The 26,154-nt window shown below is 56.5% G+C and carries 23 protein-coding genes; 11 read left to right on the top strand and 12 right to left on the bottom strand.

Translation table 11 applies throughout. The features are described from left to right. Positions 1–18 precede the first annotated feature (18 nt). From EN804_RS02115 to EN804_RS02100, 4 genes are all read left to right on the top strand, one after another. Positions 19–1,047, top strand: a complete 1,029-nt coding sequence (locus EN804_RS02115; protein ID WP_127229668.1) for a polysaccharide biosynthesis protein — start codon at positions 19–21, stop codon at positions 1,045–1,047. 68 nt (positions 1,048–1,115) lie between these two features. Continuing rightward, positions 1,116–2,036, top strand: coding sequence for an SDR family oxidoreductase (locus EN804_RS02110; RefSeq protein ID WP_135918596.1), 921 nt, complete (start codon positions 1,116–1,118; stop codon positions 2,034–2,036). 85 nt (positions 2,037–2,121) lie between these two features. Then, complete coding sequence (wecB, locus tag EN804_RS02105; protein ID WP_281036011.1) at positions 2,122–3,255, top strand: UDP-N-acetylglucosamine 2-epimerase (non-hydrolyzing); 1,134 nt, start codon at positions 2,122–2,124, stop codon at positions 3,253–3,255. Next, a complete protein-coding gene (locus EN804_RS02100; protein ID WP_210237355.1) occupies positions 3,236–4,459 on the top strand; it encodes a glycosyltransferase family 4 protein in 1,224 nt (407 codons plus the stop codon). The genes wecB and EN804_RS02100 overlap by 20 nt, the downstream gene beginning before the upstream one ends. Here the strand turns inward: EN804_RS02100 and EN804_RS37060 are convergent, their stop codons facing one another. Continuing rightward, positions 4,460–4,999, bottom strand: coding sequence for a hypothetical protein (locus EN804_RS37060; RefSeq protein WP_189524425.1), 540 nt, complete (start codon positions 4,997–4,999; stop codon positions 4,460–4,462). 814 nt (positions 5,000–5,813) lie between these two features. Here EN804_RS37060 and EN804_RS02090 point away from each other — a divergent pair. Continuing rightward, the gene (locus tag EN804_RS02090) at positions 5,814–7,136 is read left to right on the top strand and encodes a hypothetical protein (protein WP_135918595.1); all 1,323 of its coding nucleotides are present in this window, start codon (positions 5,814–5,816) and stop codon (positions 7,134–7,136) included. Here EN804_RS02090 and EN804_RS02085 read toward each other — a convergent pair. Next, positions 7,117–9,003, bottom strand: a complete 1,887-nt coding sequence (locus EN804_RS02085; RefSeq protein ID WP_135918594.1) for a hypothetical protein — start codon at positions 9,001–9,003, stop codon at positions 7,117–7,119. The genes EN804_RS02090 and EN804_RS02085 overlap by 20 nt on opposite strands. Positions 9,004–9,502: 499 nt before the next feature. Between EN804_RS02085 and EN804_RS02080 the strand changes: the two genes are divergently transcribed. From EN804_RS02080 to EN804_RS02055, 6 genes are all read left to right on the top strand, one after another. Further along, positions 9,503–10,012 carry a hypothetical protein gene (locus EN804_RS02080; RefSeq protein ID WP_127312206.1) on the top strand — a complete coding sequence of 170 codons (510 nt, stop codon included), beginning with the start codon at positions 9,503–9,505 and terminating at the stop codon, positions 10,010–10,012. A 261-nt stretch (positions 10,013–10,273) separates the two neighbouring features. Beyond that, a complete protein-coding gene (locus EN804_RS02075; RefSeq protein WP_135918593.1) occupies positions 10,274–11,083 on the top strand; it encodes a CpsB/CapC family capsule biosynthesis tyrosine phosphatase in 810 nt (269 codons plus the stop codon). A 23-nt stretch (positions 11,084–11,106) separates the two neighbouring features. Continuing rightward, entirely contained in the window at positions 11,107–11,847 is a 741-nt protein-coding gene (locus tag EN804_RS02070; protein ID WP_245478514.1) for a polysaccharide biosynthesis/export family protein, read from the top strand. A 45-nt stretch (positions 11,848–11,892) separates the two neighbouring features. After that, positions 11,893–14,271 carry a polysaccharide biosynthesis tyrosine autokinase gene (locus tag EN804_RS02065; protein WP_135918592.1) on the top strand — a complete coding sequence of 793 codons (2,379 nt, stop codon included), beginning with the start codon at positions 11,893–11,895 and terminating at the stop codon, positions 14,269–14,271. Then, positions 14,159–15,418: a hypothetical protein gene (locus tag EN804_RS02060; protein ID WP_135918591.1), complete on the top strand. Its 1,260-nt coding sequence runs from the start codon at positions 14,159–14,161 to the stop codon at positions 15,416–15,418. Before EN804_RS02065 ends, EN804_RS02060 begins: the two co-directional genes overlap by 113 nt. Then, the gene (locus EN804_RS02055) at positions 15,415–16,728 is read left to right on the top strand and encodes an O-antigen ligase family protein (protein WP_135918590.1); all 1,314 of its coding nucleotides are present in this window, start codon (positions 15,415–15,417) and stop codon (positions 16,726–16,728) included. Before EN804_RS02060 ends, EN804_RS02055 begins: the two co-directional genes overlap by 4 nt. A gap of 269 nt (positions 16,729–16,997) precedes the next feature. Here the strand turns inward: EN804_RS02055 and EN804_RS38790 are convergent, their stop codons facing one another. From EN804_RS38790 to EN804_RS02010, 10 genes are all read right to left on the bottom strand, one after another. Further along, on the bottom strand, positions 16,998–17,273 hold the full coding sequence (locus tag EN804_RS38790) for a phasin family protein (RefSeq protein WP_348642022.1): 276 nt from the start codon (positions 17,271–17,273) through the stop codon (positions 16,998–17,000). Positions 17,274–17,307: 34 nt separating this feature from the next. Beyond that, entirely contained in the window at positions 17,308–17,460 is a 153-nt protein-coding gene (locus EN804_RS38785; protein ID WP_348642021.1) for a hypothetical protein, read from the bottom strand. Between the two features lie 370 nt (positions 17,461–17,830). After that, positions 17,831–18,013 carry a hypothetical protein gene (locus EN804_RS02045; RefSeq protein WP_126089420.1) on the bottom strand — a complete coding sequence of 61 codons (183 nt, stop codon included), beginning with the start codon at positions 18,011–18,013 and terminating at the stop codon, positions 17,831–17,833. Positions 18,014–18,437: 424 nt separating this feature from the next. Further along, a complete protein-coding gene (locus EN804_RS02040) occupies positions 18,438–19,784 on the bottom strand; it encodes an LLM class flavin-dependent oxidoreductase (RefSeq protein WP_135918589.1) in 1,347 nt (448 codons plus the stop codon). 49 nt (positions 19,785–19,833) lie between these two features. Then, on the bottom strand, positions 19,834–20,580 hold the full coding sequence (locus EN804_RS02035; RefSeq protein ID WP_135918588.1) for an ABC transporter ATP-binding protein: 747 nt from the start codon (positions 20,578–20,580) through the stop codon (positions 19,834–19,836). Continuing rightward, entirely contained in the window at positions 20,556–21,437 is an 882-nt protein-coding gene (locus EN804_RS02030) for an ABC transporter permease (protein WP_135918587.1), read from the bottom strand. The genes EN804_RS02035 and EN804_RS02030 overlap by 25 nt, the downstream gene beginning before the upstream one ends. 31 nt (positions 21,438–21,468) lie before the next feature. After that, positions 21,469–22,521 (bottom strand): ABC transporter substrate-binding protein, encoded by a 1,053-nt coding sequence (locus EN804_RS02025; RefSeq protein ID WP_135918586.1) that lies wholly within the window; start codon positions 22,519–22,521, stop codon positions 21,469–21,471. A gap of 717 nt (positions 22,522–23,238) precedes the next feature. After that, entirely contained in the window at positions 23,239–23,799 is a 561-nt protein-coding gene (locus EN804_RS02020) for a MucR family transcriptional regulator (protein WP_348642020.1), read from the bottom strand. Positions 23,800–23,976: 177 nt separating this feature from the next. Continuing rightward, positions 23,977–24,165, bottom strand: coding sequence for a hypothetical protein (locus EN804_RS02015; RefSeq protein WP_126089415.1), 189 nt, complete (start codon positions 24,163–24,165; stop codon positions 23,977–23,979). A gap of 134 nt (positions 24,166–24,299) precedes the next feature. Next, positions 24,300–25,625 (bottom strand): IS701 family transposase, encoded by a 1,326-nt coding sequence (locus EN804_RS02010; RefSeq protein WP_135918764.1) that lies wholly within the window; start codon positions 25,623–25,625, stop codon positions 24,300–24,302. Positions 25,626–26,154: the final 529 nt, after the last annotated feature.

Here is a 26,154-nt window from a genome sequence, read left to right as displayed (position 1 = left end):
AATAGAAAAGGACTTTCGATGTTCACCGGCAAGACCCTCCTCATAACCGGCGGTACTGGCTCCTTCGGAAATGCTGTTTTGCGGCGGTTTCTGGATTCTGACCTAGCTGAAATCCGCATCTTCAGCCGGGATGAGAAGAAGCAGGACGACATGCGGAAAAAATACAACAATCAAAAGCTTAAGTTCTATATTGGTGATGTTCGCGACTACCAGTCGGTCCTCAACGCCGTGCGGGGCTCCAATTTCATTTATCACGCTGCCGCACTCAAACAGGTGCCTTCGTGCGAATTCTACCCGCTTGAGGCCGTCAAAACCAATGTCCTGGGAACTGAGAACACCTTGGAAGCGGCCATAAACTCCGGTGTGGAGCGTGTGATCTGCCTGAGCACAGACAAGGCCGTATATCCGATCAATGCAATGGGCATCAGCAAGGCGATGATGGAGAAGGTCATCGTCGCCAAGTCGCGATTGAGCAACAATACCGCCATATGCGCTACCCGATACGGCAATGTGATGGCCTCCCGCGGCTCGGTGATCCCGTTGTTCACCAACCAAATTCGCGCGGGCCAGCCGATCACCATCACCGATGCTGCCATGACGCGTTTCATGATGACACTGGATGACGCGGTCGACCTGGTGCTCTACGCTTTCCAGCATGGCAATCCCGGTGAGATCTTCGTGCAGAAGGCGCCGGCGGCCACGATTGAGACCCTGGCTAGAGCGCTTACGGAGCTTCTGGGCGCTCCCGACCATCCAATTAGGATAATAGGTACGAGACACGGTGAGAAACTATTCGAAGTCCTGCTCAGCCGAGAGGAAAAAGTGGCGGCCCAGGACCTCGGTAACTACTATCGGGTTCCGCCAGATTTGCGCGACCTGAACTATGGGAAATTCTTCGAGCAGGGTGAGATCGAGATTTCGGAATCGACCGACTACAATTCACACAACACCACAAGGTTGGGTATCAAAGAGATGCAGTCGCTGTTGATGAAGCTTCGGTTCGTGCAAGCTATTGTCCGCGGAGAGCATGTTGAGCCAGAAGAGTGAGCCGAAGGCGACCATATAAGACTCTGCGGTCCATTTAGCGCTATTGCTCAGCGCTCACCAGAAAGACGATGCGCAACGTGAAGACAAACAGAATCCTCGTCCTGGGCGCTGGCGGCATGTTGGGAAATGCGGTCTTCCGCGCTTTCGCCGCCGACAATCGATTTGTAACGATTGGTACGCTCCGATCATTGGCCAAAGCACGCTATTTTCTGCCCGATGAGCATTGGATCCTAATACCCAATCTCGACGTTCGGAACGACGGAGATCTGGTGGCCCTATTTGCCGACACCAAACCGGATGTCGTAGTAAACTGTGTGGGCATCATTAAACAGCTTGACGCCTCCCGAAACCATCTCACGGCACTGTCAATCAACGCTTCTCTCCCTCACCGCCTGGCGCAACTTTGCCGCATGACCGGAGCCCGCTTAGTGCATGTGAGCACGGATTGTGTTTTTTCGGGCACGAAGGGCAACTACCTGGAAACCGATTTTGCCGATGCAAACGATCTGTACGGAAGGACGAAGTTTCTAGGGGAGGTGGATTACCCGAATGCAGTGACACTCCGCACGTCAATCATCGGTCACGAATTGGAGAGTTCGAAAAGTCTGGTTGACTGGTTTTTGAGCCAGAATGACCAAGTGAAAGGCTACAAGAACGCTGTGTTTTCAGGTTTGCCAGCGGTCGAACTGGCGCGGGTGATTAAAGAGCTTGTCGTGCCAAATGCCGAGTTGAGGGGTCTGTTTCATGTCTCAGCTGATCCCATTTCCAAATTCGATCTTCTCTCCTTGATCTCGAGGATCTACGGAAAAAAGATAGATATCATCCCCGACACGACGGTCACTGTCGATCGATCCTTGAATTCGGACTTATTCAGGGGAGCAACGGGATTTATACCGGATGCGTGGTCGATACTTATCTTGAAAATGTATGATAGCTATCTGGAATATAACAAGCTTAGTGCTCTGAAGGGGGCGCTAGCTCGTAGTTAGCAGATGCCGCTTTCGTCTGGAAATAACTGAGTGCCTTGCAGCCCGATTAGCGCGCGGTTCCTTGCGGGGCAAGAATGTGGAGCGGATGGTGAATAGTCTGAGGGTTATGACGATCGTCGGGACGCGCCCGGAGATCATCCGATTGTCGCGGGTAATCGACCGATTGGATCGATCGTGTGACCAATGCCTCGTGCATACGGGCCAGAACTATGACTATGAATTGAACCAAATCTTTTTCGAGCAGCTTAAGATTCGTCCGCCGGATGTGTTTCTTGAAGCGTCAGAGAGCACGGCCGCCAAAACGATTGGACGTGTGATCGCGGCAACGGATCAGGTGCTTCGCGAACGACGCCCTGAGGCGGTTTTGCTACTTGGGGATACCAACAGCTGCCTCGCGGCAATAGCCGCGAAGCGGTTGAAGATACCTATTTTTCACATGGAGGCTGGCAATCGTTGTTTCGATTCGCGGGTTCCGGAGGAGATCAACCGCCGCATAGTTGATCATGTCGCCGACATTCATCTGCCTTACAGCCAGATTGCGCGAAGCTATCTGCTGCGAGAAGGGATTGCGCCCGAACAGATCATCGTAACGGGCAGCCCGATGCGTGAGGTGCTCACCTACTATATGAACGAAATCAACAAGTCGGATGTTTTGGGTCGACTTTCTCTCGAGCAAGGGAAGTACTTCGTGATGAGTGCTCATCGCGAAGAAAACGTCGACGATCCGGACATAATGACCCGAATAGCTGGGATAGCCAATCGTTTAGCGCAGGATCATGACATTCCGGTAATTGTTTCGACCCACCCCCGCACCCGGTCGCGGCTGGACTCCCTGAACATCGAAATGAACCCCAGGATCCAGTTCATGAAGCCTTTCGGCTTCTTGGATTATGTGCACCTGCAGATGAATGCGAAAGCGGTTCTGTCCGACAGCGGTACGATCACGGAGGAGTCCTCCATCTTGAACTTTCCGGCGCTTACCTTGCGCGAAACCCATGAGCGTCCCGAAGGAATGGAGGAGGGGGCGGTAATGATGGTGGGCTTGGACGTGGACCGGGTCTGCCAGGGCCTTGCGATCCTGGAAAGCCAGCCCCGAGGGGCAGAGCGCGGGCTTCGTTTGGTTGCCGACTACGACGTACCCAATGTCAGTGAAAAGGTGGTTCGCATAATCCATAGCTATACCGATTACGTGAACCGCGTTGTATGGAAAAAGCACTGAGCGGCGGCAGATGCGGATCGCTTTGATAGCGGACACTTTTCCGCCGCTGCGCACGTCGGGGGCAGTGCAACTGAGAGACCTCTCGCGGGAATTCGCGCGACAAGGGCATCAGCTGACAGTGATGCTGCCAGCGGCCGAATTGGACCGCCCCTGGGCGATCGAAGACTTTGACGGAGTAACCGTGCTGCGCCTGCGAGCGCCGCCTACCAAGGAAATTGGTTATGTGAGGCGGACCTGGAACGAGTTCGTTATGCCTTTTGCCATGTTGCGCAATCTGCGCAAAAGCCCGCTGGCAGGGCAGCGATGGGACGGGATCGTTTGGTATGCTCCCTCAATCTTCCATGGCCCCATGGTCAGCGCGCTAAAGCGCGAAAGCGGCTGCAAGGGGTATCTTATCATTCGTGACATCTTTCCCGAATGGGCCGTTGATATGGGTCTGATGGGCCGCGGTCTGCCGTACCGTTTCTTTGATGCCATCGCGCGCTACCAATACTCGATTGCTGATGTGATCGGCGTCCAGACGCCAGGCAACCTGGCTTACTTCAATCGGTGGCGGCGGAGGTCGGGGCGTGTCCTTGAGGTGTTGCAGAACTGGCTGGACAAGCCTTCAAACGTGCGTTGTTCGATCCGTGTCAGCGAGACGCCCTTGGCCGGGCGCAAGCTGTTCGTGTACGCAGGCAACATGGGTGTGGCTCAAAGCGTCGGCATTGTATTGGACTTGGCGCAGAGAATGGCCTCCCGGACCGACGTGGGTTTCCTGCTGGTCGGTCGAGGCAGCGAGGCCCGAAGACTTAGAGAAAAAGCGCAAGCTCTCGGCCTCACCAACGTGGTCTTTTTCGACGAGATTGATCCCGACGAAATCCCGGACCTTTACGCACAGTGCCGGATAGGAATCGTCTCGTTGGATCTCCGCCATAGGTCTCACAACATACCAGGCAAGTTCCTGACTTATATGCAAAGTGGCCTCCCTGCACTCGTGCGCTTGAACCCAGGCAACGACCTGGCCGAGTTGATCCGAAGCGAGCGGGTTGGCGAAGAGTGCCAGAGCGATCAGCTAGATGAACTGGTCGCGAAAGCTGAAAGGTTGCTGGTGCAGGTAGAAACGGATGCCGAGTTGCCCGGACGATGCAGGCGATTGTTCGATCGACGGTTTTCCACCGAGCAGGCGGCCACCCAGATCGCTGACGCACTTTCCGTGCCTTGATCATAGCGCTGGGGGCTTCGCCCGGATGAGGCTCGCCCCGGTCGGAGTGCTGCCGCTCACCCGCGACGGCTGACCGCCTAGCGCCCTGCGCTCGCCGGCGAACATGCAGAACAGGGCGTGGATCATGGTGACCCAGATCCCAGATCGAATTGCAACGGCGCGATGCAGCGGCGCGCCATTTATTGTTCTTGTCATTAAATGAAACGGATTGCGGACATGGTTGCCGGAGAACCAAACGACGTGCAATTGAAACACGTCGACGGTCGGTGGGTGGTCAGGGTCATTGAAAACGGCAAAGTAAGCCGGCGTTCGTTCAACGCTCAGGACGCTGCCGAGGGCTACGCCGAATTCCAGCGGATAAGGTTGGGCCTGCCCGGAAAGCCGCCGGTCTGGGGGGAAAATCCGGCTCACGAGCATCCCAAGAGCCTGCGCGAAATGGGGGATTTTATCATCGCCGATGTTCTCGACCTCGCCGAGTACTCTGATCGGGGTATTGTCACCACTCTGGTTGATCCATACGGCGTTCGCCTCCGTCTCCATCTCACAGTTGTGACCTCAGAGTTGCTTTGCGAGCGAATTGCCACCGCTTTGGAGCGTCGGTACGGCGCCTAGCCACTTCCAGTCACTGCTTTCGTGCTTTCACAGATCGACAGGGCACGCCATCCCGCCGGCGTAATCACCTCGATGAGGCGTCGCCATAAGGGTGGGACTTGGCCTGAACGCCATCCGCCGCGGTTCGCCGCAGTGGCCATCAGGAATCTGAATCGAGGACTCCGCTCAGCACGATGAACAAACTGGTCGCTATTCCTGTTGTCGGGCTTGTGTTTGGCGTCGGCTTCATGGCTGTCATACTCTCGCAGAGAGGGAACCCACGCCTGCCGCCCCACGCCACGCTTTCGCCATTCACCGGCCGGCTCACCATTCCCTCGATAGACGATCTGCGGGTGGGAGGCCGCAAAATTGTCCTGTGCGGGGCCGCGTTAACGAAACGGCGGGCTCTACGCGACATGGTAACGGATGCTGCCCGTCGAGATTTCCAGGGAATTGTCTTGAATTGTAGACCCGTGGGAGCAGGCACCCCCTGCGATGGAAAAACGGGATCCAGGCTAGGCGATGCCCTGGTTGTCCAGTGTTCCATGCCGGACGGCCGTGATCTGGCTGCTGATCTCACCCAAAGGGGCTTGCTCTGCGGACAGCCGGCTCAGGCAGGGGATACTTATCCGGGTTGTTGATACCGAATTGATAGGCAGCCCGCCATTCAGTGCGGGTTACTTGAGCTCGCACAAGGTTTTACACGATCGGCGAGAACGGGGCTCGGGCGGCGTTGTGTCCCGGCGCGCGGTAAAGAGGGTCGATGTGGGTACCGACCAGGAGCGGGGGGTTATCAGCGTTGCATAACCTTGCTGGTATTAGTGAAAAAAAGGGCGGGGCCATTTTGAGCTCTGCCTTAGTTATCATCACGTATCTGACCATTGCGCTCTGCATCATAGGACAGTCGATCACCGAACTTTATACATCTAACTACTTGTTCGTATTAATCGCCTGCCATACAGCAAAATTGTGCCTCATTAAATTTCGCTCTCCGCTCGATATGGTGATCGGAATCGCCTTCCTACTGCTCTATGTGCCTTTCGCTCCGAACCTACTTATTTTTGACGGCGTGGACGCGTCCGTGATCATATCAATCTTTATCATCTTCTCGGACATCCTCAGGGTGTTTGACAACACCCCGGATTTCATTCCGGTTATACATTCTGGAAAGTGGCTTCAGTGGTGCGGGCTCGCTGTTGGCCTGTCGTCGATCGTATTGGTCGGAATTGTAGCGCCGCGGCCCGAAATGAGTTTGATGATACCCATTGGCGTTGCACTCTACTTCCAGGAATACTTGATAAAGAGCGGCCAGAAAAGACCTGGGTCCGTAATCGTATTTCTACTGTTTGAGGCCGCCATCGGCGGAAATCTTTTCCTCTATTGGGGAGGATACGGCAGGCTCGCTGTGGCCGCGTACCTCATCATGCCGTTTGCGATGCTGTGCTCGTACCATCGGATCGGTATCAGGTTTTCCTATCTCGTGTTGGCCATGCCTGCTCTGCTGATATGGGCCATGCTCGTGCGAGGTGAAGACGCCAACAGCATAACAAGCTCCGCTGCTGTCGGCGTCACCGACCATATGCGGTTCACAGAGTACCTTCGAACCGGCTTGGGCTATGGCGATGTTGGGTTGGGGCCATACCTGAAGCAATTGGAGTTGTTCTACCTCAATTGGTTTCCCAGGGACCATTGGGCTGGAAAACCAGTGGGAGCTGGGTATTATTCCGTCGATTACTTATGGGGACGCGTCGGTGTTGGCGACGACTACAATGTCTCGTTGGGTTTTGTTGGTGATCAGCTGTTCACTTTAGGAAAGGCATACCCGATTGGGTTGCTGATCGTACTTACGTCAGTGATCCTGACAAGGAGAGCACTCGTTTGGCTTTCAGGAAATGACAGCATAGCGGCTCTGATCGCATTTGACGCAACCCTTCTCACCTATTTCTGGGGCGGGATGGCTGCGTTTGGGGCCCGCGCGTGGTTCGTAATTCTTCCAATCCTGGCCCTTTCAGGCCTTGGAAAAATTTGGACAAATGGCAGCCGCGGCCGTCCGTCCGTTACGGAAATTACATATAGTCGATCATGATCAGGCCGACAAAGCTGTCGCTCGATCCAGATTTTATGACCTTCATTTTGCCGTCCCAGTCGAGGCCGTCGGCGATCCAGATCACCAGGGTTTTTGAGGGGCCTCTGATGTTCGCTTCGAAATGTCCCCCATCTCGTGGGGCAAGCGAGGCCACTAAGACATCTTTGCCGGCCACCACAAAATAGAGATCCAACACAATGGCCGCCGCGGCGTTGACGCCATCGCAGAGCAGCCGGAACTTACAGGGCCTGGCGTACTGCGGGAGGAAGACCTGCATGGTGGCGGGATTGCTTCCGCCACCAAATCCACTCACGTCGCTCGGCGCCCACGTTAACGTCTTCAACTCGGCGACTTGCCAGTTTCCGGAGTAGATTGTCTTCCGGTCGGCTGTGAGCTGGTAGTAGCCATCCACCACGGTCCCTGCAGGGCCCTCCTCCTCCATGCTGATCTCTGCCGGAATAGCTCGTCGATCGGATGCGCGCACAGCGGCGCTGCCATAGGCCGCCTGGTCTGACACGCGCTTGTAATTCAGACGTCGGCAACCGTTGAGTTCAATCTTTCCATTTTCAGAGTGCCTTCCGAGGTCAGTGGTCATGTAGGCTTGCACGTCCATGGGAACATTGGAGTGCACATTGTCAAACCGAGCGTACACGCGGCCCCCAAACCTAGCCAGGATAGGGCTCGCGGACCTGCTTGCTCTGACGGCCATGTCTTCGAAACGCAGCCTGAAGGCGTTGCTTACCGAAATATCACTTGCCGTGTGATGGTCGATAAAGGGGCCATCCCCACGGGCCTCCATACGAATACCCCGACTTGCAAACTGTGCGGTTACCTGAAACGCGCCACCGACGCCGGGGTAAGTAAAGGACACATAGGGGCCGTACCCGATGACCGAGCCGCCCAGATGGTTGATGAAGCTACCGCGCTCGAAAACGATCATTGGCCATTTCTCGCTCGCGTCGGCCACGTCGTCGTTTTCAATGTCGAGGCCAATCAGCTGGTGATTGACCGCCTGGATGTTGTTGTAGATGAGGCTCTTTCTGCAATTCTTGAACTTGCTGTGCAGGAACATCACCTCTGACTGATAGGCGTCTGTAAAGATGGTGGCTCCGCCATCAAACCGCGCCCCTTCCTGGAAACCGACGATCCGAACGCCCTTGAACAGGTGCTTCCACGCCGGCCCACCTGACAAAGTACCAACAAATTGGATCGCCCTTGATGTGCCCGGGGTCCTGTCGAGGAGCTCAATGTCCTCGAAATTGACGTAGCTGATGTTGAGGTCACTGTAGAACATATTCTTTTTGGGCACTGCATTATCAAACCAGATGCGGGTCGAGTTGCCGCTGTCGCCGACCACCTTGAACGAGAACTTGTAGTCAGCATTCGGCATGCACAGGGTGTCCGTAATCCGGTATTGGCGACCTGGGAGATGAACGGGACGTCCGACGGTCATGGCGGCTTTGAAGGCTGCCCGTATTGGCCTCGTATCGTCCGTGCCAACCCCGGTGAGGTTGCTGTAGTCGCCGGCGGCCCCGAAGGCTAAGACGTTGAACCCAGCATCTCCTGGAACAACGTATAGCTTCACTCCGCCCGCGGTTGTGATGTGCTGGTCACTGGCGACAGACGCCGCTACCTGGTAGCGGAAGCCTTGAGCCTCGACGATTTCACCCGCGCGAATCTGCACCCTGCCAATGCCTTCTGAATAGTAAAGCATTGTATCGGCCAAGCAGGCTGCGACGGTCGCGAAGCTGTGTGAAATTGCAGCCTTTGCGTTTGGATTGCTTGGTCCAATAAAGGGTTGGCCGGCTCGACTCGCCGGGATGAGACCAAGGCTTGGCGTTGCGCTGAGAAATTGACGGCGGTCCATACTTGGCTCCCTTGTCGCAGCGTGGTGTCACTTGAGCGTGCTCATCGAGTTGATCTTGACCTCTAAAGTGCCGCGTGACGGCCCGATGCTTCCACGGGTATCGAGGCGGGGCCGTCGCTTCGGCGGAAACGACGTTTCTAATCAGAGAGAGAGATATTCATCCGAGCACGTAACTTCGCGTTAGGATGAAAAGTTTTCTGGCAATTATGTGGTGGCGTTGGCGAGGAAGTGATATTTCGCGGTAACCTATAAGTGAACAGAGCAAAAATAGGTAGATAGCCTCATGCGGCGCCAGCCGCGCGAGGGAACGCTTGGACTATGCCTACAACTTGAATATTCTGTGGTTCTAATATACTGTTGTATAACAGTAACGCGGTATATCTAAGGCTCATATCGCACATGCGAAATAGCTTGGAATCCCAGCGGAAAACTGTTAGGCGCTAATCGCGGTATATTGACTTGGGCGCGTCTGCAGGGCGCAAACAAAGGATCGAGGCACATGAACATTGTTTTGAAAGCAGCGCTGGCCGGGATGGTCGCGTCATTCGGATTTGGCTCAGTTTCGGCTTTCGCTCAAGATGCATCGTGCACTTGTGCAACGGCATATCAGGGACCGGCAAATCCAATCGGATCGATTCAAAGTGTAAGTGGCAATGTGATGGTTTCGCAGACGGCCGGTTATGGGCCCGCCAAAGAGGGAAGCGCCTTGGATTTCGGCAGTCGTTTGCAGGTCGGTGCCAACGGCTTGGCGTCCGTTCGGGTCGGTGGTTGCAAGCTAAGCGTGCCAGCGAACTCAAGTCTCGACATTTCGCGTGTCGAGAACAACATCTGTCTCAAGATCGTCAAACCCGAACACACCGCGGCCGCCATAAGCCCGGAGCACACCGGAGCCATTGGCCCGTCCGGCAAGTTTGCATTTGGCCTGCCCGAAACATTTTTTGCAGGCGCGCTCATTACTGCCGGTGTGCTTACGGCTACCCAGAATGATGATAACGGGGTGAGCCGCTAGCCTCGTCTGGAATGCGGCCGGACGGGGTCAAAAGGGGCAAGGATGAGCCTTCGCTGTCGGTTGGGTGCTGTCTCGGCTTTCTGTCGATGACGGCGCTCACCCTCCGCCTTCACGGAGATGGCAATTCTTCAAACCGATAGCTGGAATTCTGCGAGCGGCGCTCTGCGGTTGTCAAATGTGTCAACCGCTTTGAACCGGGTGGCGTGTTCGAGTTTTTTGCAGCGTAATCGCTGTGTTGCTGTCACGTGACCAAGAACGCTTATGATTGACCTGCATTCTCATATCTTGCCTGGTCTCGACGACGGCTCGCCCAACCTTGTTACTTCGCTGGAAATGGCGAGGCTGGCGGTAGCCGACGGAATAACCCACATGGCGTGCACTCCCCATGTGGTGCCTGGCATGTATGAAAACCGGACAGAAAATATCGCTGCAGCGATCCATTCGTTGGAGCAAGCGTTGTTGCACGCTGCTATACCGCTTGCCCTCTATGTTGGCGCCGACGTCCATATAGCCCCCGACCTTCCTAGTCAGCTGGCGAACGGTACAATCCCAACTTTGAACCGGTCGCGCTATTTTCTGTTCGAGCCGCCCCACCATGTGTTGCCTCCGCGGTTGGAAGAGCTCGCTCTGCGCCTCATAGAGGCTGGATTCGTTCCCATTCTCACGCATCCGGAGCGTCTAACTTGGATCAAGGCGAATTATGACGTGATCGAAAGATTGAATAGGCTCGGGTGCCTTATGCAGATTACTGCGGATTCGATTATTGGCGCCTTCGGGCGTACGGCTCTCTACTACTCGGAAAAGCTCATAGACGAAGGTAGGGTAGATATTATCGCGTCCGATACACACAGCGCCGATCGCCGTCGACCTGGCCTTTCGCGGGCGGTTGAGGCCGCCGCAAAACGGTGCGGGGAAGATGAGGCTTACCATATGGTGGTGACGCGCCCGACCGACATATTGGCGAACCGACCGCTTGAGCCCGTTGGAAAAACATTTGCAAACAAATCACCTCCCGACAACTTCGGCCACCTCGGGAGGCTTGGTCGTCTGCTAAAGGGCGTGTCCTCCTAATGCGTGATTTTGAGAAGTGCACCATGATCACCGCGGTACTGGTGCTGGGTTCCCTTGCGATGTCGGCTTGCACCAGCACACCTGCGACATCGGTCGATGCGCTGCAACTCACATCATCATCGTCGGTCGCCCTTTCCGGCGGTGGCGCTCTGCAGGTTGTTAGGGATCTTCCTGCTCCTCAAAATACTCAGAACGGCAGTGAACAGCCGTTGTCGCCGAATGACGTGCTCGAGGTCGACGTGTTCCAAGTGGACAATCTGAACAGGACGGTTCAGGTCGATGCCAGCGGGCAAATTTCGCTCCCGTTGATCGGAGCCGTACCTGCAGCAGGGAAAACCGTCCGTCAGTTGGAGAAGGAAATCGAAACCGGGTACGGCGAGCGGTACCTTCAGTCACCCGACGTTACAATTTTCGTCAAGGATTCCGCCGGACAACGCATCACCGTTGATGGCGAGGTTAACAAGGCCGGAATCTATCCCGTAGCGAGCAACGCTTCATTGATTGACGCCATCGCGCTTGCCGGAGGCTTTAATAACATCGGCGATGCGGGAAAAGTCTTTGTTTATCGCAGTAATGGTCAAAACACACTGGTCGCCAACTATAACGTCGAGAATATTCGCTCCGGCAAGAGCCGCAACCCACGCATCTACGGTGGCGATAAGGTGATCGTATTCCCTTCGAAATCGAAAATCGCCTTGAACAACCTCAAGGACGCTCTCGGCGTTGCGTCAACTGCAGTCAGGATTGGCGTACTCGCGCCTTAGTCAGGCCGGCAAATCAATTCCGTATGGATCAGGAACGCCCGCACTATGCTTGATCGTAGCAGGCAGCACCAAATACCAGCTCCTAGACACGGCCAAGCCTTGTCTTCGGATCTCTACTATGACGGCAGCCAAAATCACACCCAATACGGACGCGATTTTGCTGAACAGGATCAGAAGTTTAATCCGCTCCAGTTGCTCTTCTACGTTGTCCGGTATCGATGGCTGATCGCCATGATGATGGCCGCAGGGCTTGTAGCCGGCGTCGTCGTGACCATGATGCAGACGCCGAAATATCAGGCAACCGCCCAGCTGGAGGTTTTGGTCCCTTCGGCGAAGGTCTTCCAGGACATCGAGGTGGTCTCCGAAAACAGCGATATCCGAGCCTTCCAGACCGCCCGGGAAAAATTGAAGAGCCGGGCATTGGCGCAACGCGTCGTCTTCCAACTCGGGCTTAGCGAGAAGCCGGACTTCCTGTTTCCGAAACCGGGCTTTTCGATCAGTAACATTTTCTACCGGGCGTTCGGCATCTCTAAAGCTCCCGCAATCGAAGAGAAAACGCCCGAGCAACGTGAAGCCATTGCGATCAAGCGCGTTTTGGACGATCTGACGGTTAGTTTGGTGACCAACACAAGCCTGTTGTCGATCACCTTTTTGGATCAGAAGCCAAAATACGCCAGCGATGTGGCCAACCAGGTTGCACAGAGCTATATCGATCAGCGGGTGGACCAGACCAGCGAAACGTCTGACTTGGCGCGGCAATTCATCCAGGAGCAGGTTTCCCAGGTCAAGCAGAAGCTGCAGAAATCCGAGGAAGAGCTCGTCGCGTACGCAAGGGATGCTGGCATTACCATTACCGGTGACGACAAGTCGCTTATCGCGTCGAACATCGTCGCTCTGAATGCAGCGCTCCAGGCAGCAGCACAGGAGCGATCAGACGCCGGATCGGTAGTGGATCAGATTGACAAGGGACGTGGTGTTAGCCTGGGCCCGGTGCTGGAAAGTAAGGGGCTGCAGGTACTCAGCGATAAACTGGCGGATCTGAATAGCCAGTATCAACAGAAGCTCGGCATATTGAAGCCGGGCTTTCCGGAAATGCAGCAATTGCAGTCCCAGATCAAGGAGCTGCAGCGCGTTTACAATAACGGCGTGCTCGCGATCACCGATTCGCTGCGGCTGAAATACCAAGAGGCCCAGAAAAAGGAGGCCGATCTCAAAGACAAGCTTGCTGACATGGAAAGGCAGCAGGTTGTCTTCAACGACAAGAATATCAAATACACAATCTTAAAGCGTGAAGTCGACTCAAATCGGTCTCAGTATGACAGTCTTATTGCCAAATTAAACGAGGTCGGTGTTAGTTCAGAACTCAAGACACAGAATGCCGCAATCGTGGATTTCGCGACGCAGCCGACGGCGCCTTATTCGCCGCGCCTGAGCATCAATCTCGCAATTGCATTGGCACTTTTCATGGCCATCAGCGGCTCGATTATTTACGTTATCGAGTTGGTGAACAACACCTTTACCAATCCCGAGCAGGTCGAAAAGGAACTCGGGCTGGCCATGCTCGGCATTTTGCCCCATGTCGACGATCGAGAGCTCATTGCCAGCATTGCAGACCAGAAATCAGGTTTGTCCGAAGCCTATCGGTCGCTCCGAACGTCCTTGCAGTTTTCCGGCGCGGAAGGGGCTCCGCGGTCACTGTTGGTCACAAGTTCTGAGCCGGCGGAGGGCAAGTCCACCACCGCCTTCAAACTTGGCCAAGATTTCGCCGCACTTGGGGCAAGAGTGCTGCTTGTCGATGCGGATCTTCGAAAGCCCAACCTTCACAGACTGTTCGGTCTCGATAACACGATCGGATTGAGCAACCTCCTGACAAACACCGTTCGCAGAGAAGACCTTGCGACCATCTTTAGGCCGACGAAATACCCTAATGTGACTGTTCTGACCTCAGGGACGATCCCTCCCAACCCCGCCGATCTTCTGTCTTCACCTAAGATGGCCGTGATCGTGACCAGCCTGGGCAAGCGGCACGACGTGGTGATCATCGACGCTCCTCCGATCGTAGGCCTTTCAGATGCACCGATCCTCAGCCGTTTGGCCGAGGGCACATTGATGGTTGTTTCCACCAACCAGGTGACCCGCAAGTCGGCTAAGACTGCATTGAAGCGCCTCCGTGCAGCTGGCGCGAACGTGGTCGGGGCCGCTATGTCGAAGTTTGCGGTAAATAAGTTCGATTACAACTACGCGTACAAGTACATGAACTACCAATATTATAACTACGGCACCGCTACCCAGAAAATCGAGGGTAAAGTAGATGACGGCGCAGACCGGCCCGCTCGCGCGAAATCTTGGACGTTCAAGCATTTGGTTCGTCGCATTCGTTCTGGTGTTAGCGGCTTCGTCGACCGGGCTAAGTCGACTGCTTGAAACGGACATGCCAGGCATTTCAATGGCGCTTGATCCATTGAATGTCGATGCGCTGATAGACGACGTTGCAGGCGACCTGAATGATACGGCTACCCCCCCTGATCTTGACGCGCTGTATTCCAGGGCGAGCGGGGCACTTCGCTATAACGTTGGTGACGCACGCCTCTATAGTTTAATGGGGGAGATCGAATACCGCCAAGGCAAGCAGGATGACGCCTATGCGCTTTTCGATCGGGCACGAAAGCTGTCGAAAACGGAAATCCATGCGCTCAAGAGATCGATTGGCCATTCAGTCGAGATCGGCGATCTTTCCAAGGCTATCAGCGAGATTGATACATTACTGCGGCGCTGGCCGGATCAGTTTCCGGCCGTCGCGGAGGGCCTTCCGGCAATCCTTTCGAACCCGGACGGATACCACGCCATACTGGCAGCAATTGCGGCGCAAGCGCCGTGGCGGGCGAACTTGTTCTCGGTCCTGGGAAAAACGCGCCAAGGGCTCGATTTTGCAAATCAATTGCTCCTTGACCTGGTCCGGTCCGATGCCCCACCGAAATCCGAGGAACTGTCCTCCGTAATCACGGGGTATATCGTTCAGAAGGAATATGAACAGGCTTATCGGCTGTTTCTTTTCACTCTGTCCGATGAGGAGCGAATGCTGGGTGGCTATGTTTTCAACAGCGCCTTCGAACCTGGCTATGATGGGAAACCCTTCGATTGGCAGGTCCGCGATCAGCCGGGTGTCGAGGTTACGTTTGCGACATCGCAGGATGCAGTGGAAGGCGACGGCGGGGCCACGCTTCGGTTTTTAGATACGCCGATTAAGAACACTGCTCTCCAACAATATATCGAACTGCCGCCCGGTTCCTACCGGATTTCGTTGGTCGCATCCGGGCGAAACCTGAAGCTCCCCAAAGAACTGTTCTGGGCTATCAGATGCGTGGATCCGGCGAGCGAAATAGCGCGGCTTACCGTCCCGGAGGGCACCTTCAACCGCCAGAGTCTGAGCCAAGAATTTTCGGTTGGGCCGGCCGGATGCCCGATGGATATGTTGCGTTTGGAAACCGCTGCGATCGCAGAGAGTTGGCGGTTTCGCTATATCGGCACACTGGTCATGCACAAACTCAGCATTGAGAGACTTTCATATTGAGCGCGCGGCGGTCAGACTGGGAAAAATATCTTCTCGGATCGGTTCTGTTCGCCGCCTTGCTCATAGGCGGGGGCACGGCGTCCGGACTCTACACGGACACGGTGATCGAGATCTCGGCATTTATCGCGGTTGCTCTCGCCTTTTCCCGAACCACGAATCACCCAATCCCCGGATCGGTTCTCTGGCTGCTTTTCCTGGTTCTGGCGTTGTTTTCGCTTCAAATCGTCCCGCTGCCTGCAAGCCTTATTGCCGGCTTGCGACCGGAAGCGCTCCTCGGTCGTCCCTGGCTGATCGATGAAACTCGGTTCATCAGCATCGGGGTAGGGCGAACAATCGAGTGTTTGCTGTATGTCGCCGCATCAGCTGCTTTTTTCCTGGCTATGATGCGTTCGCGCGCAGAGCAGGTTTATGGCTTGCTCCCCTTCTTTTTCATGGGAGTAATGTGCAACGGATTGGCTGGGGCGATTCAATACTCGTTATCAGACAACATATCGATCGAGGGATTACTGCCGTTCACGATCAATGCTGGCCTCTTCGCAAATCCGAACCATTTTGCGGCTTTGCTTTTCGTCTCCATTCCCTTCGTTATCTATTACGGCCTGTTCCGCGGGCACCTGTTGTCGTCGGCCATCGGTCTGGTAGCGCTTCTGCTGCTCCTCTTGGCGGCGGGATCTCGTGCCGGCGTGCTAATCGGGCTGGCCATTACCGTGATATCCATCTGCTTTCTCTCAGCTCGCTCGAGAACAAGTGGTTTTGGCGTTTTTGCCCTTTTCGTCGGGCTTTCCGTCTACACGATCGGAGCGTGGACGACGATCAACGCGAAACAAATTGATCCTACCTTCGGGCGCGCGGAGTTTGCCCGCACGACCTTCGATGGAATCAAGGAGAATTGGATTACTGGTGTCGGATTTGGGAACTTCCAAAAGGCATACCAGATGTATGAAAAAGAAGAGATGATCTTCAGCGCGTATGTGAACCATGCCCATAACGAGTATCTCGAAATTGCTTTCGAAGGCGGCGCGGTCGCCGCCGGTCTGATAGCTTTGTACCTATTCCTCCTTCTCTTTGCGTTTGCCGGAATTCGCCGGGAGTCTTTTCAGAAGGCAGCGTTCCTTTCTACAGCGTTCTTACTCGTGCATTCCCTGGTCGACTACCCATTGCGCACCGCCGCGCTCGCAATGACCTTCGCCTATATGAATGCGATCATCTTCCATCGCGGGTTTGCGGAGGGCAGGAACCAAAGGCCGGAACTGGTGGAAGTCGACCATAATGGCGACAAGCTGTTTGTTCCCGTTGGTGCGTCTCCGTAGGCCGTGAGCCTGGGGCTGAAATTGCGGCTGCCGGCGCTCAGTGATGCCTTGACCGCCGCACCCGCGCACAAAGAACGCGGTCGGTGCTTTCAAAGCACTGACGCTGAAGTCTCGGGTCTCGGCAAAGGGCTATGGTGTCAAGCCGACGCAGGCGAGCAGCAAAGGACAACGCGGTCCGCTCGAATGTGAAAAGACCGGCGCGGGGCCGGTCTTGCCTGATGGGACAGTCGACGAGGTATTGACCTTTCGTCCCGGATTGCTTGAAGCAATCAGGCGGCCTTGCGGATTTCCCAGGCCTTTTCTAAGGCATCTTTAATCGGCTTCGACACATCCTCGCTAGCTCTCAACATCAATGCCTGGATTGCCTTTGCGTGCTCGGCCGAATTTTCGATCTGTTTGCGCAGGAATGCGGCTTGCAGTTCGAGGAACTCAGACGGCGATTTCACGGCAACCAGCGCTTCGAGGTGCGTGAAGCCGGCTTCGGCATTGGCCTGCAGTGCGGCAAGCGTTCTCACGAGGAGCTCGTTGCCGGTGGTCCTGGCCATTTCAAACGTCGATTTGACAGCCGTTTGAGCCGTTTCAGCGTCCGAGCTTCAATTTGGAAAATATTTCCTTCGACTTCTCAATGCTCTGGTCCGCGACAGCACGGAGTCGCTCGGCAACCTTGGACGGGTCGACGGGAGAGAATTCGACGTTTTCGATCATTTCGGACTTACCGGTGACCTTGGACATTTTTTCATCCTTGTTCGGGGAACGGCCGCAAAGCAAAGCCGCCCCCTTCATGTACGAAATCGTCGCAACGGATTTGTGAAGCTGGACGTGGAATCGGGCGCGCCGACTACACTCTTGTGCTGCCCGAATGTTAGCGCGACGAAGATTGGCAGGCCTAAATTGCGGGGGGGACACCCGGATGGGCTGGAACGGCGTTGATGTCGTGATTAAGACAGGCATGAAATCGGTTGGGTTGAGATGATTACCGGCCGGCGAAGGCGTCGCCACTGGAGCCCAGCGAAGAGGCATAGATCGTTGTGGGAGGGGCAGAGCCCCAATGCCTCGACTGGCGAGATGTTGGCGGGCCATCAGCCGCAGGTGATTTTCCCGTCTACGAGTCCCGGCCTGTGATGTCTTCTGCAGCGGCCCTCTGTTCAGGCGCATCTCGTTGCGCTGCAAGATCCTGCCTCAGCGTCAAATCCAACTTCCCCCAGATCGATGTCTTCTGGTTGTCGGTCTTGAGCTTTCGGGACGTCTTCTTCTCGACGACGAACGGCTTTGTCTGCTGACGCATAGATCCTCCAGGCGACGAATCGCAAAATGAACGATATCGCCGGCATTGCTGAGTGCAACTGGGATCGAACGACGAACTGGTGCACTCGCTGCAAACTCTCATTTGCTGCAACGTTCGCCCTGAGGACAGCAGACAAAGAAGCCTCCGCGGCCCCGAAAGGCTCGCGACGGCGGCTCGATTCCAGGACCGGCCGCCCATTTCTGGGAGGTGATCCGTGCAGATATCTGGTGTGGATCATCCAATCCACCTTGTGAGCGCTCAATTGCCATCGGCCTCTTTCGGCCGGCCGAGGGCCGGATCGTGATGGGGTCCCTCTGGAGATTGGTCTCTTGTTAAGAGCGTAACGGTCTGCGCCGTCTTACTGCGTTGCTGGTCACTCTACCGTGCAGCGGCCTTGGAAAATGTGACACATGGCCCACAATAATCAGGCGCTCGCCTTTTGAGGTTGGCTGAAGGTGTTGTCAGGGCGCGGCAGACCGAAATGGTCCCTCAGCGTTGCCCCCTCATAGTCGTGCCGGAAAAGTCCGCGCCGGCGCAAGATCGGCACCACCTCCTCGGCAAATATGTCGAACCCGCCCTGCAGATAGGGCGGCATGACGTTGAAGCCATCCGCGGCACCATTGTCGAACCATTCCTGGATGTTGTCGGCGATCTGTTCGGGCGTCCCGGCCTGGACCCAATGCCCGCGCGCGCCGGCGAGGCGGTGCAGCAACTGGCGGATGGTTGGATTCTCGCGCTCGATGATGTCAAGCACGACATGGAACCGGCTGCTCGCACCGCGCTCGCCCTCGACTCTGATGAGCTCGCGCGGAAATGGCCCGTCCAGATTGTAGCCGGAAAGGTCGGCATCGACGATGCGGCGTAGCTGGTGAAGGGAATATTCGGGCTGCGTCAGCTCATTGAATTCGTCATGCAGAGCCCTGGCTTCCGCCTCGGTCGAACCGATGAACGGGCTGATGCCGGGCAAGACCTTGACGTGATTAGGGTTGCGGCCAACCGACTTCACCCGCGCCTTGATGTCGGCATAAAATTCCTGCGCGTTGCCGAGTGTCTGATGGGCCGTGAATATCGCCTCGGCATAGCGGCTTGCGAACGACCGTCCGTCTTCCGATGAACCCGCCTGGACGTAGACCGGACGCCCCTGCGGAGAGCGCGGAAGCGTGAGCGGACCCTTCACCCGATGATATTTGCCGATGTGGTTGATCGGGTGGATCTTGTCGGTGTCGGCAAAGATGCCGGACTCCCGGTCCGAGACGAGCGCGTCGTCCTCCCAGCTGTCCCAGAGCTTGGTTACCACATCAACGAACTCGCCGGCGCGCTCATAACGGTCGGCGTGGGTTGGATGTCGGTCAAAGCCGAAATTCAACGCTGCGGACTCGTCACCCGTCGTGACGATGTTCCAACCGGCGCGCCCGCCGCTCAGATGATCGACAGAAGCAAACAGCCTGGCCAGGTTGTAGGGTTCGTTGTAGGTGGTCGAGGCGGTCGCGATGAACCCTATTCTTTCCGTTACGGCGGCGAGCGCCGAAATCCAGGTCAGCGGCTCCAGCCTGAAGCGGCTCGCATAGCGGATGTTGTCGGCGAGCGCAGGCCCGTCGGCAAAGAACAGCGCGTCGAACTTGCTCGCCTCGGCCTTCTTCGCCAGTTCCTGATAATAGGCGATGTCCAGCACTCTATCCGGGGCGGAATCCTTGTAGCGCCAGCCGGCTTCATGATGGCCGCCGGGATAGATGAAAAGGTTGAGATTCAACTGTCGTGATTGGGCGGGCATATGTTGGTCCTCCTGGGTGGTGAGGCTGAGCGAAAAGTCTTGGGGGCCCTCAGACCGGCAGCACAGGCTTTGTCTCGACGCCGAGATGACGCAGAAGTTCGGAGCGAAACTCGCCGAACCGGCGGTGGCCATGATCGCGTGGCCTGGGGATATCGATGACGATGTCGGCGGCGATCGCGCCCTTGTCGAGCACCAAGACCCGGTCCGCCAGCGTCACGGCTTCGTCCACGTCATGAGTGACCAGCAGTACGGCCGGCTGGTGGCGGGCGCAGAGCTGGCGCAGCAGATCGTGCATACGCAGGCGGGTCAGCGCGTCGAGTGCGCCGAACGGCTCGTCCGCAAGCAGCAGTTCAGGATCCCGAACCAGCGAGCGCGCCAAGGCCACGCGCTGCTGCTCGCCACCAGACAGTTCAATCGGCCATGCGGTCTCGCGGCCGCTCAGGCCAACCTCTTCTAGAGCTGTCCGTCCGCGTTCGGCGGCATCCGGCAGGTCGAGGCCAAGAACCACGTTCTCCAGCACGCGTTTCCACGGCAACAGTCGGGCATCCTGAAACACCACCGATTTCTTATCGGGTGTCTCGAGCCGGCCGGACCCGGAGACCTTGTCATCGAGATCGGCGAGCGCGCGCAACAATGTACTCTTGCCTGACCCGCTACGGCCGAGAAGGGCAACGAACTCTCCCTTTTCGATGTCGAGGCTGAGGCCGTCCAGGATGGTCCGCGGCCCGAAACGCCTCACGAGCCTCTCGACCCGCACCAGCGGCGCGCCGCTCAATCCGCCAAGGTGCGACGCCATGACAGCGACCTTTCCTGGAAGAGGCGGACGATGCCGTCGCAGCCGAGACCGAGCAACGCGTAGACGACGAGGCCGACGATGACGATGTCGGTCTGGCCGTAGTTGCGCGCGAGATCGATCATATAGCCGATGCCGCTGGTGGCATTGACCTGCTCGACCACCACCAGAGATAGCCAGGCATAGGTCACCGCCAAACGCAGGCCGAGGAAGAACCCGGGAAGGGCGCCCGGCAGGATGACCTCACGGATGAAATCGCCGTAGCCCATTCGTAAGGTCTGGGCCAGTTCGACATAACGGCTGTCGATGCTGCGCAAGCTGCTGTGGGTCTGGATATAGATCGGTATCAGGACGGCCAGCGCGATGGCCGTCACCTTCATGCCCTCGCCGATGCCGAACCACAGCATCAGCAGCGGGATCAGCGCGAGCGTCGGTATCGCCCGCTTGATCTGAACGGGGCCGTCGATGATGGCCTCGCCAAGCCGCGACAAACCTGAAATGAGGGCGAGGGTGGTCCCGATCAGGACGCCGAACGCCAGCCCCTGTGCCGCCCGCCAGGCAGACGTCATCAAATGAACCTGAAGCTTCCCTTCGGCGATGAGATCGATCGCCGTGCCAATAACCGACCAGGGCGCCGGCAGCGTTCTTGGGTCGATCAGGCCGGCGATACTGCCGATGGACCAGATCACGAGAAGAAGTGCGGGCCCGAGCAGCGCGCCGAACGGGATCGCTCGCCCAAGCGCAAGACCACGCCTCCTCGCGGTCTTGCGGGCCTGTACAGCGGGCGTAATCACCCCCCTTTCATCCGATGCGTAGGGAACGGGAAGTGCAACCGCGGCGGTATTTGAGATTGCGTTCATCTGGGTCGTCTCCAGTCTCGGGACGCGGGCGTCAGGACGCGTTCAACGCATTTGCGGCGATCGTTTCGAAGCGCCTGTCGAAAAGGTCCTCGGCCTTGATCCTAGGCCTGTTCAGTTCCCTGGCCAGGAGATCGATCGTCGCCTGCTGGCGCACGATCACATCGTTCCAGTCCGGGGGAATGTCGAACTGACCGTCGGCGTCGACGAGATACTGGCCATCTTCGGCGTTGAGGCCTTGGGTGGCCACGTAGTAGCCCGCGATCCACTCCTTGGGATGTTCCTGCACCCATCGGGCCGCAAGAGCCCAGTAGCGCACATATTCGCCGAGAGCGGCAGCTTTGGCCGGGTCGTCAAGCACGGCCTGTGGAGCATAGAGATGGGCTGGATCGTCGCGCAGGCCGTGTGGGATGGTGGTGGCGCCGTCGGCGCCATATTGGTGGAGATAGTGCTTGACGAGGACACCCCAGATCGGTGCGACGTCGACTTGCTTGCTGGCAAGTGCCACCGGATAGGCATCACCCTTGCTGGGCAATTCGATGAGAGTGACATCCTCTCTTTTAAGGCCTGCAGCCTGCAGCAACCTCAGCACCAGCGCGCCTTGTGCCTGACCAGGGCTGAAGGCGATCCGTTTGCCGCGCAAATCCGCGAGCGTCTTGACCTCGACGCCCGGCGCAATGCCGAGTTGATAAATCGGGTGCGCGACCGGTTCCTTGCGGAACTTCGCGGCAATGATCTTGACCTTGAGGCCCGTCCAGGTCGCGTGGATAGGCGGGATGTCGGCGACGGATCCGACGTCCAGCGCGTTTGCGCGAAAAGCTTCGATTGTCTGTGGGCCGCCGCTGATATTGGCCCATTCGACCTTGAACGGCAGTTGATTGATCAGTCCGGAAAGTTCCAGAGCCCTCTGCGTCTCGGGATCGCCGATGCGAAGCACAGTGCCTTCCGGAATCTTGGACGGCAGCTTACCCGCGTCCGGACTGCCCGCCTTGGCCCCGAAAGGGGCGGACGAAGCAACCAAGGTGACCGCAAAAGCGGCCACGATGGCGCTAAATTTCCGTCTCGAAAATCTCTCCATAGCTAACATCCTCGTCTTGCTCCTTGGAAATGGCTCCACGAGGTCCAGTATGTCTATCAATTATGTAGACGATAAAGTATCGGATGCTGTTCTTAGCTGCCAGAGAGAAACGCTGTTCGTCTCCAATGCTCATTTCTGGCACGCGTCCCTCAAAAAGGCGTCGGGTCCGCCCAAGACCGCCGCTGTTATAGCGAAGATAGGAGAAAGGCGGTTACGCCTGGCTGCCGGGGAACTAGGGACGAGGTTGCCCATCCCTACAATAGCACGATTTCGCGGCTACATCCGTGAAGGGACGTTCTAGGTTTCTTCATACTTTGGCCGTTCGCCAACCGGCCCACATGCTTCCCATTCAAAGCAGAAGCCCAAGGTTCTTGTACGCAGGGCCAAGTAATATAATATTCCTTGACCGGCACGCCACAAATATGCTCGCCCCGTCGTTGACGTTTCCATTCTGTCATCTGTCTTGCGCCCTGTAGGGCTGTCGATGACGTCCATAGGAGTTCGAGCGGCAGCCGCGGTCGTCGGCCGCGACATAAGGCGGCAGACGAGATCCCAATCAGCGCTAGAAGGATTGCAAAACAGGCTTTGAGAAGCGGGCGCCACCGTGCTGTTCACGCTTTACGCCATGGCTGAACCGCATTCCCATCACCATCACTCCGCAGGGGAGGATGCGTTTGCCGCGGCAAAAGGTGCAGAGGTCGAGAGCGGGTGGGAGGAGGCGAGGTATTACCCTTGCTTTTTTGCAGATGACTTACGACCGGCTGTCTTGCGGCCAAGACCAACGGACTTTGCAATGACGGACCGATGAGCGGCATAATTGGCCGCCACCATCGGATAGTCAGCGGAAAGTCCCCACTTTGCTCTGTATTCGTCGGGTGTCAGATTGAAATGCGTTCTGAGATGCCGTTTGAGAGACTTGAGCTTCCTTCCGTCCTCCAAGCACACGATATAATCGGGGAACACAGACCGCTTTCGACTGACCGCCGGAACGAGGTCAGGTTCTTCCGTCGAAAACGGCTGTACAATCCCCCTCAACGCAGAATTCACGCTGGCGATCAAGTCCGGGAGAGCGTCAACAGGCATCGCGTTGGCTCGGACATAGGCCGACACGATATCGGCCGTGAGAGACGACAAATCCACAGCTGACAGTTCAGTCTTCTCGTCAATGGTCGGCTGCCTCACCTCATGCTCTTCAGCGGCTGTCCGTTCAGCATCCAGCTGCTCGAAGGGTGACTGTTCGGTATTATCTCCCCCCACCGGCGTCAGTTCTGTATTGCTCTTAGTCACAAATATTCTCCTTGCGTTTGTTCAGCTTAACGGTTCAAAATGTTCGATGGTCCAATGCGCGTGGTGCATAGGGACAACACGCTGTACGAGCCGGTCCCAAAACTGCGGACCATTCCCTTGGCCAGCAGGGTCGCTGTCGCAATCCGCGCGGCCGGGAAAATCGCTCGACCGAGGGATCTAGGGGTCGGGATTGGGATTGTTGCCTTTCAAAGCCCAAGTTGCCCTGATCCGATCGCTGACTTCCAGGTAAGCCATCTCGACCAAATAGGTCAGGAGGCTCTCTCCGTCTGCCTGCGCTGTTTGACGGATTTGCCTCAACATTGCCTGGGCATAGTGCAAGTTCTGCAATTTTTTGGACTGTTTCACTGGTATTCCCGCTTCCAAACCAGTTGCTCCTGCAAGACCACTGACATCTCGATCTATCGACCTGACAGCGATTAGGGCTTTTGCACGCCTTGGAGCTCTCTTGAGGGGTGATCTCATGGCAGAACTATCGGTTTCTACTGTTTGGCCGGCATTTTGATGAGGAATGGCTTACGGCGACATTCGCCAGATTGATCGTTCCGTGGGGTGATTGACACGGCGCCGAGCGATCCCGGTTTGGGTCTCTTGGGGATCCTTGGCAAGCGGTCGAACCGGCGGCTGGCCACCATGAATCGTCCAACCGGTCCAGAGGGCCAGTGGCCCGTCTTGTGACGGACGGTCTGCACCATCGCGTAAGCCAGCATGACCAGCGAGACGTGGCGATGCCACCCGTGCCAAGAACGGGTTTCGTTATGTTCGAGACCCAGTTCGCTCTTCGCCGCGCCGAGGCCGTCCTCGGCGATCTTGCAACATTGCCGCACCGCGAAGAGTGTTTCGATTTCGGTTCCTGCTGGAGACCATGTTGCAAAGTACCGGCAAGCATGGTTCGCATCGCGCCGGATCAAGAGCCCTGCAGTCCAGAGCCCAGAACGTGCGTTATCGTATTCCGCGACATCCAGGTCAGCGAAGGGGCAGTAAGCCCAAGTTTCGGAACCTTGCAGACCCTCTTGTAGAGATAGGCTCCGCCACTGAGAGGGATGGACGGATCGTGCGATGTCTTCTGCCGTCCCGACCTGCTGGGAAAAAGCGGGGCGGGTGAGGAAGAAATTGTGGCTCGCGCTGACGCCAACCACGTAGCCCTTGCACCAGCGCCGCAGAGCCATCTCAATGTCGACACCCCAGACGTGATCAACAGCTATCCAGCTTAAAGGTACGTCGGCACCGACGGTGCGTGCGATCATCTCCAGCGCCATGCGGGACTTTGTTGTGAAAGTCGCGCCCACAGGCACGTGGGCCCGCGCCAAGCGGGCGGGGTCTTCCGTCCAGGCCCTCGGAAGATACAGGGCGCGGTCAATGAATGCATGCCCGTGCCTGGACACATAAGCCGCAAACAGGCCGATCTGGCAATTTGCCATTTTGCCCGTCGAGCCGTTGATCTGCCGCGCTACCCCACAGGACGTCTTGCCCTGCTTGATGAAGCCCGTCTCGTCTATGACGAGGACTGCGTCGCTGTCGGCCAGTGTTTCGAGCGCATATTTACGCACGATGTCGCGCAAAGCGTCTGCTTCCCATTTGGCCCTTCCGAGAATGGCCTGTTGGCGCCAGGGCCCTGGGTCGCCCGCAGCCTTAGCTCTCATCCAGCCGGTCTTGCGGTGCTCGTGCCGGAGCAGGCCTTCAAGGAACAAACCGGCCGAAGTCGCCACTCGCTCCTGAGGGAAAAGCCCCCTGATGCGCGACTTCACTTCGCGAAGTGACGCGTCCCATATCCCTAGTGTCGTTTCAATCGATTCAACCACTACCAATAACCCCGCCTTCGCCGCCCAGCACGGAACCGAAAAAATGAGTACTTCACCTATGAAACGCAATTGTAATACTGCGACATTTCTCCATTGTTTTTTACCGATAACAGTGACGCCATAGCGACGCTTTTTGGCGAAAGACAATTGTCACATTCTCTTGTTCAAAACAAGCTTGACTCAGCAAATCGTGATTGCGATAAGAGCGCCGCAATCCAAGGCTCAAGCATCGCCACGAAGGATAGATATGATAGCGGCGGATGATCTCGCGCAAAAATATTCTAAGTAAGTAATAAGCGTTGGATAGCTGCGATCATGTAGTCGGCTATATGTGGCGGATACGAGAGACAAAAGGTGGCAACCTGAAATTTTGCACTAACGCGCATTAATGGCCTTGAATGTCCTTCTGAGATTCAGAAGGAGTATGTGTCGCTGCGAATAACGCCTAACGCGTAAGAGGGTTTCTCTAGCGCGTTAGGCCTAGCGCCATATGCGTTGGACACTATTGATCAAACCTTACTCTTGGTGCCCGGCG

The organism is Mesorhizobium sp. M8A.F.Ca.ET.161.01.1.1 (assembly GCF_004792105.1).
GTDB lineage: Bacteria > Pseudomonadota > Alphaproteobacteria > Rhizobiales > Rhizobiaceae > Mesorhizobium.
The sequence above is the reverse complement of the archived record's forward strand: the minus strand, read 5'-3'. Positions and strand labels throughout refer to the sequence as shown.

Excerpts from the sequence above, each read along its gene's own strand:
- wecB (WP_281036011.1), top strand. The coding sequence starts at position 2,122 with ATGGTGAATAGTCTGAGGGTTATGACGATCGTCGGGACGCGCCCGGAG.
- EN804_RS02060 (WP_135918591.1), top strand. The coding sequence starts at position 14,159 with ATGACGGCGCAGACCGGCCCGCTCGCGCGAAATCTTGGACGTTCAAGC.
- EN804_RS02115 (WP_127229668.1), top strand. The coding sequence starts at position 19 with ATGTTCACCGGCAAGACCCTCCTCATAACCGGCGGTACTGGCTCCTTC.
- EN804_RS02070 (WP_245478514.1), top strand. The coding sequence starts at position 11,107 with ATGATCACCGCGGTACTGGTGCTGGGTTCCCTTGCGATGTCGGCTTGC.
- EN804_RS02080 (WP_127312206.1), top strand. The coding sequence starts at position 9,503 with ATGAACATTGTTTTGAAAGCAGCGCTGGCCGGGATGGTCGCGTCATTC.
- EN804_RS02075 (WP_135918593.1), top strand. The coding sequence starts at position 10,274 with ATGATTGACCTGCATTCTCATATCTTGCCTGGTCTCGACGACGGCTCG.
- EN804_RS02030 (WP_135918587.1), bottom strand. The coding sequence starts at position 21,437 with ATGAACGCAATCTCAAATACCGCCGCGGTTGCACTTCCCGTTCCCTAC.
- EN804_RS38790 (WP_348642022.1), bottom strand. The coding sequence starts at position 17,273 with ATGGCCAGGACCACCGGCAACGAGCTCCTCGTGAGAACGCTTGCCGCA.
- EN804_RS02040 (WP_135918589.1), bottom strand. The coding sequence starts at position 19,784 with ATGCCCGCCCAATCACGACAGTTGAATCTCAACCTTTTCATCTATCCC.
- EN804_RS02025 (WP_135918586.1), bottom strand. The coding sequence starts at position 22,521 with ATGTTAGCTATGGAGAGATTTTCGAGACGGAAATTTAGCGCCATCGTG.
- EN804_RS38785 (WP_348642021.1), bottom strand. The coding sequence starts at position 17,460 with ATGTCCAAGGTCACCGGTAAGTCCGAAATGATCGAAAACGTCGAATTC.
- EN804_RS37060 (WP_189524425.1), bottom strand. The coding sequence starts at position 4,999 with ATGGAGACGGAGGCGAACGCCGTATGGATCAACCAGAGTGGTGACAAT.
- EN804_RS02065 (WP_135918592.1), top strand. The coding sequence starts at position 11,893 with ATGCTTGATCGTAGCAGGCAGCACCAAATACCAGCTCCTAGACACGGC.
- EN804_RS02110 (WP_135918596.1), top strand. The coding sequence starts at position 1,116 with ATGCGCAACGTGAAGACAAACAGAATCCTCGTCCTGGGCGCTGGCGGC.
- EN804_RS02090 (WP_135918595.1), top strand. The coding sequence starts at position 5,814 with ATGTGGGTACCGACCAGGAGCGGGGGGTTATCAGCGTTGCATAACCTT.
- EN804_RS02045 (WP_126089420.1), bottom strand. The coding sequence starts at position 18,013 with ATGCGTCAGCAGACAAAGCCGTTCGTCGTCGAGAAGAAGACGTCCCGA.
- EN804_RS02035 (WP_135918588.1), bottom strand. The coding sequence starts at position 20,580 with ATGGCGTCGCACCTTGGCGGATTGAGCGGCGCGCCGCTGGTGCGGGTC.
- EN804_RS02085 (WP_135918594.1), bottom strand. The coding sequence starts at position 9,003 with ATGGACCGCCGTCAATTTCTCAGCGCAACGCCAAGCCTTGGTCTCATC.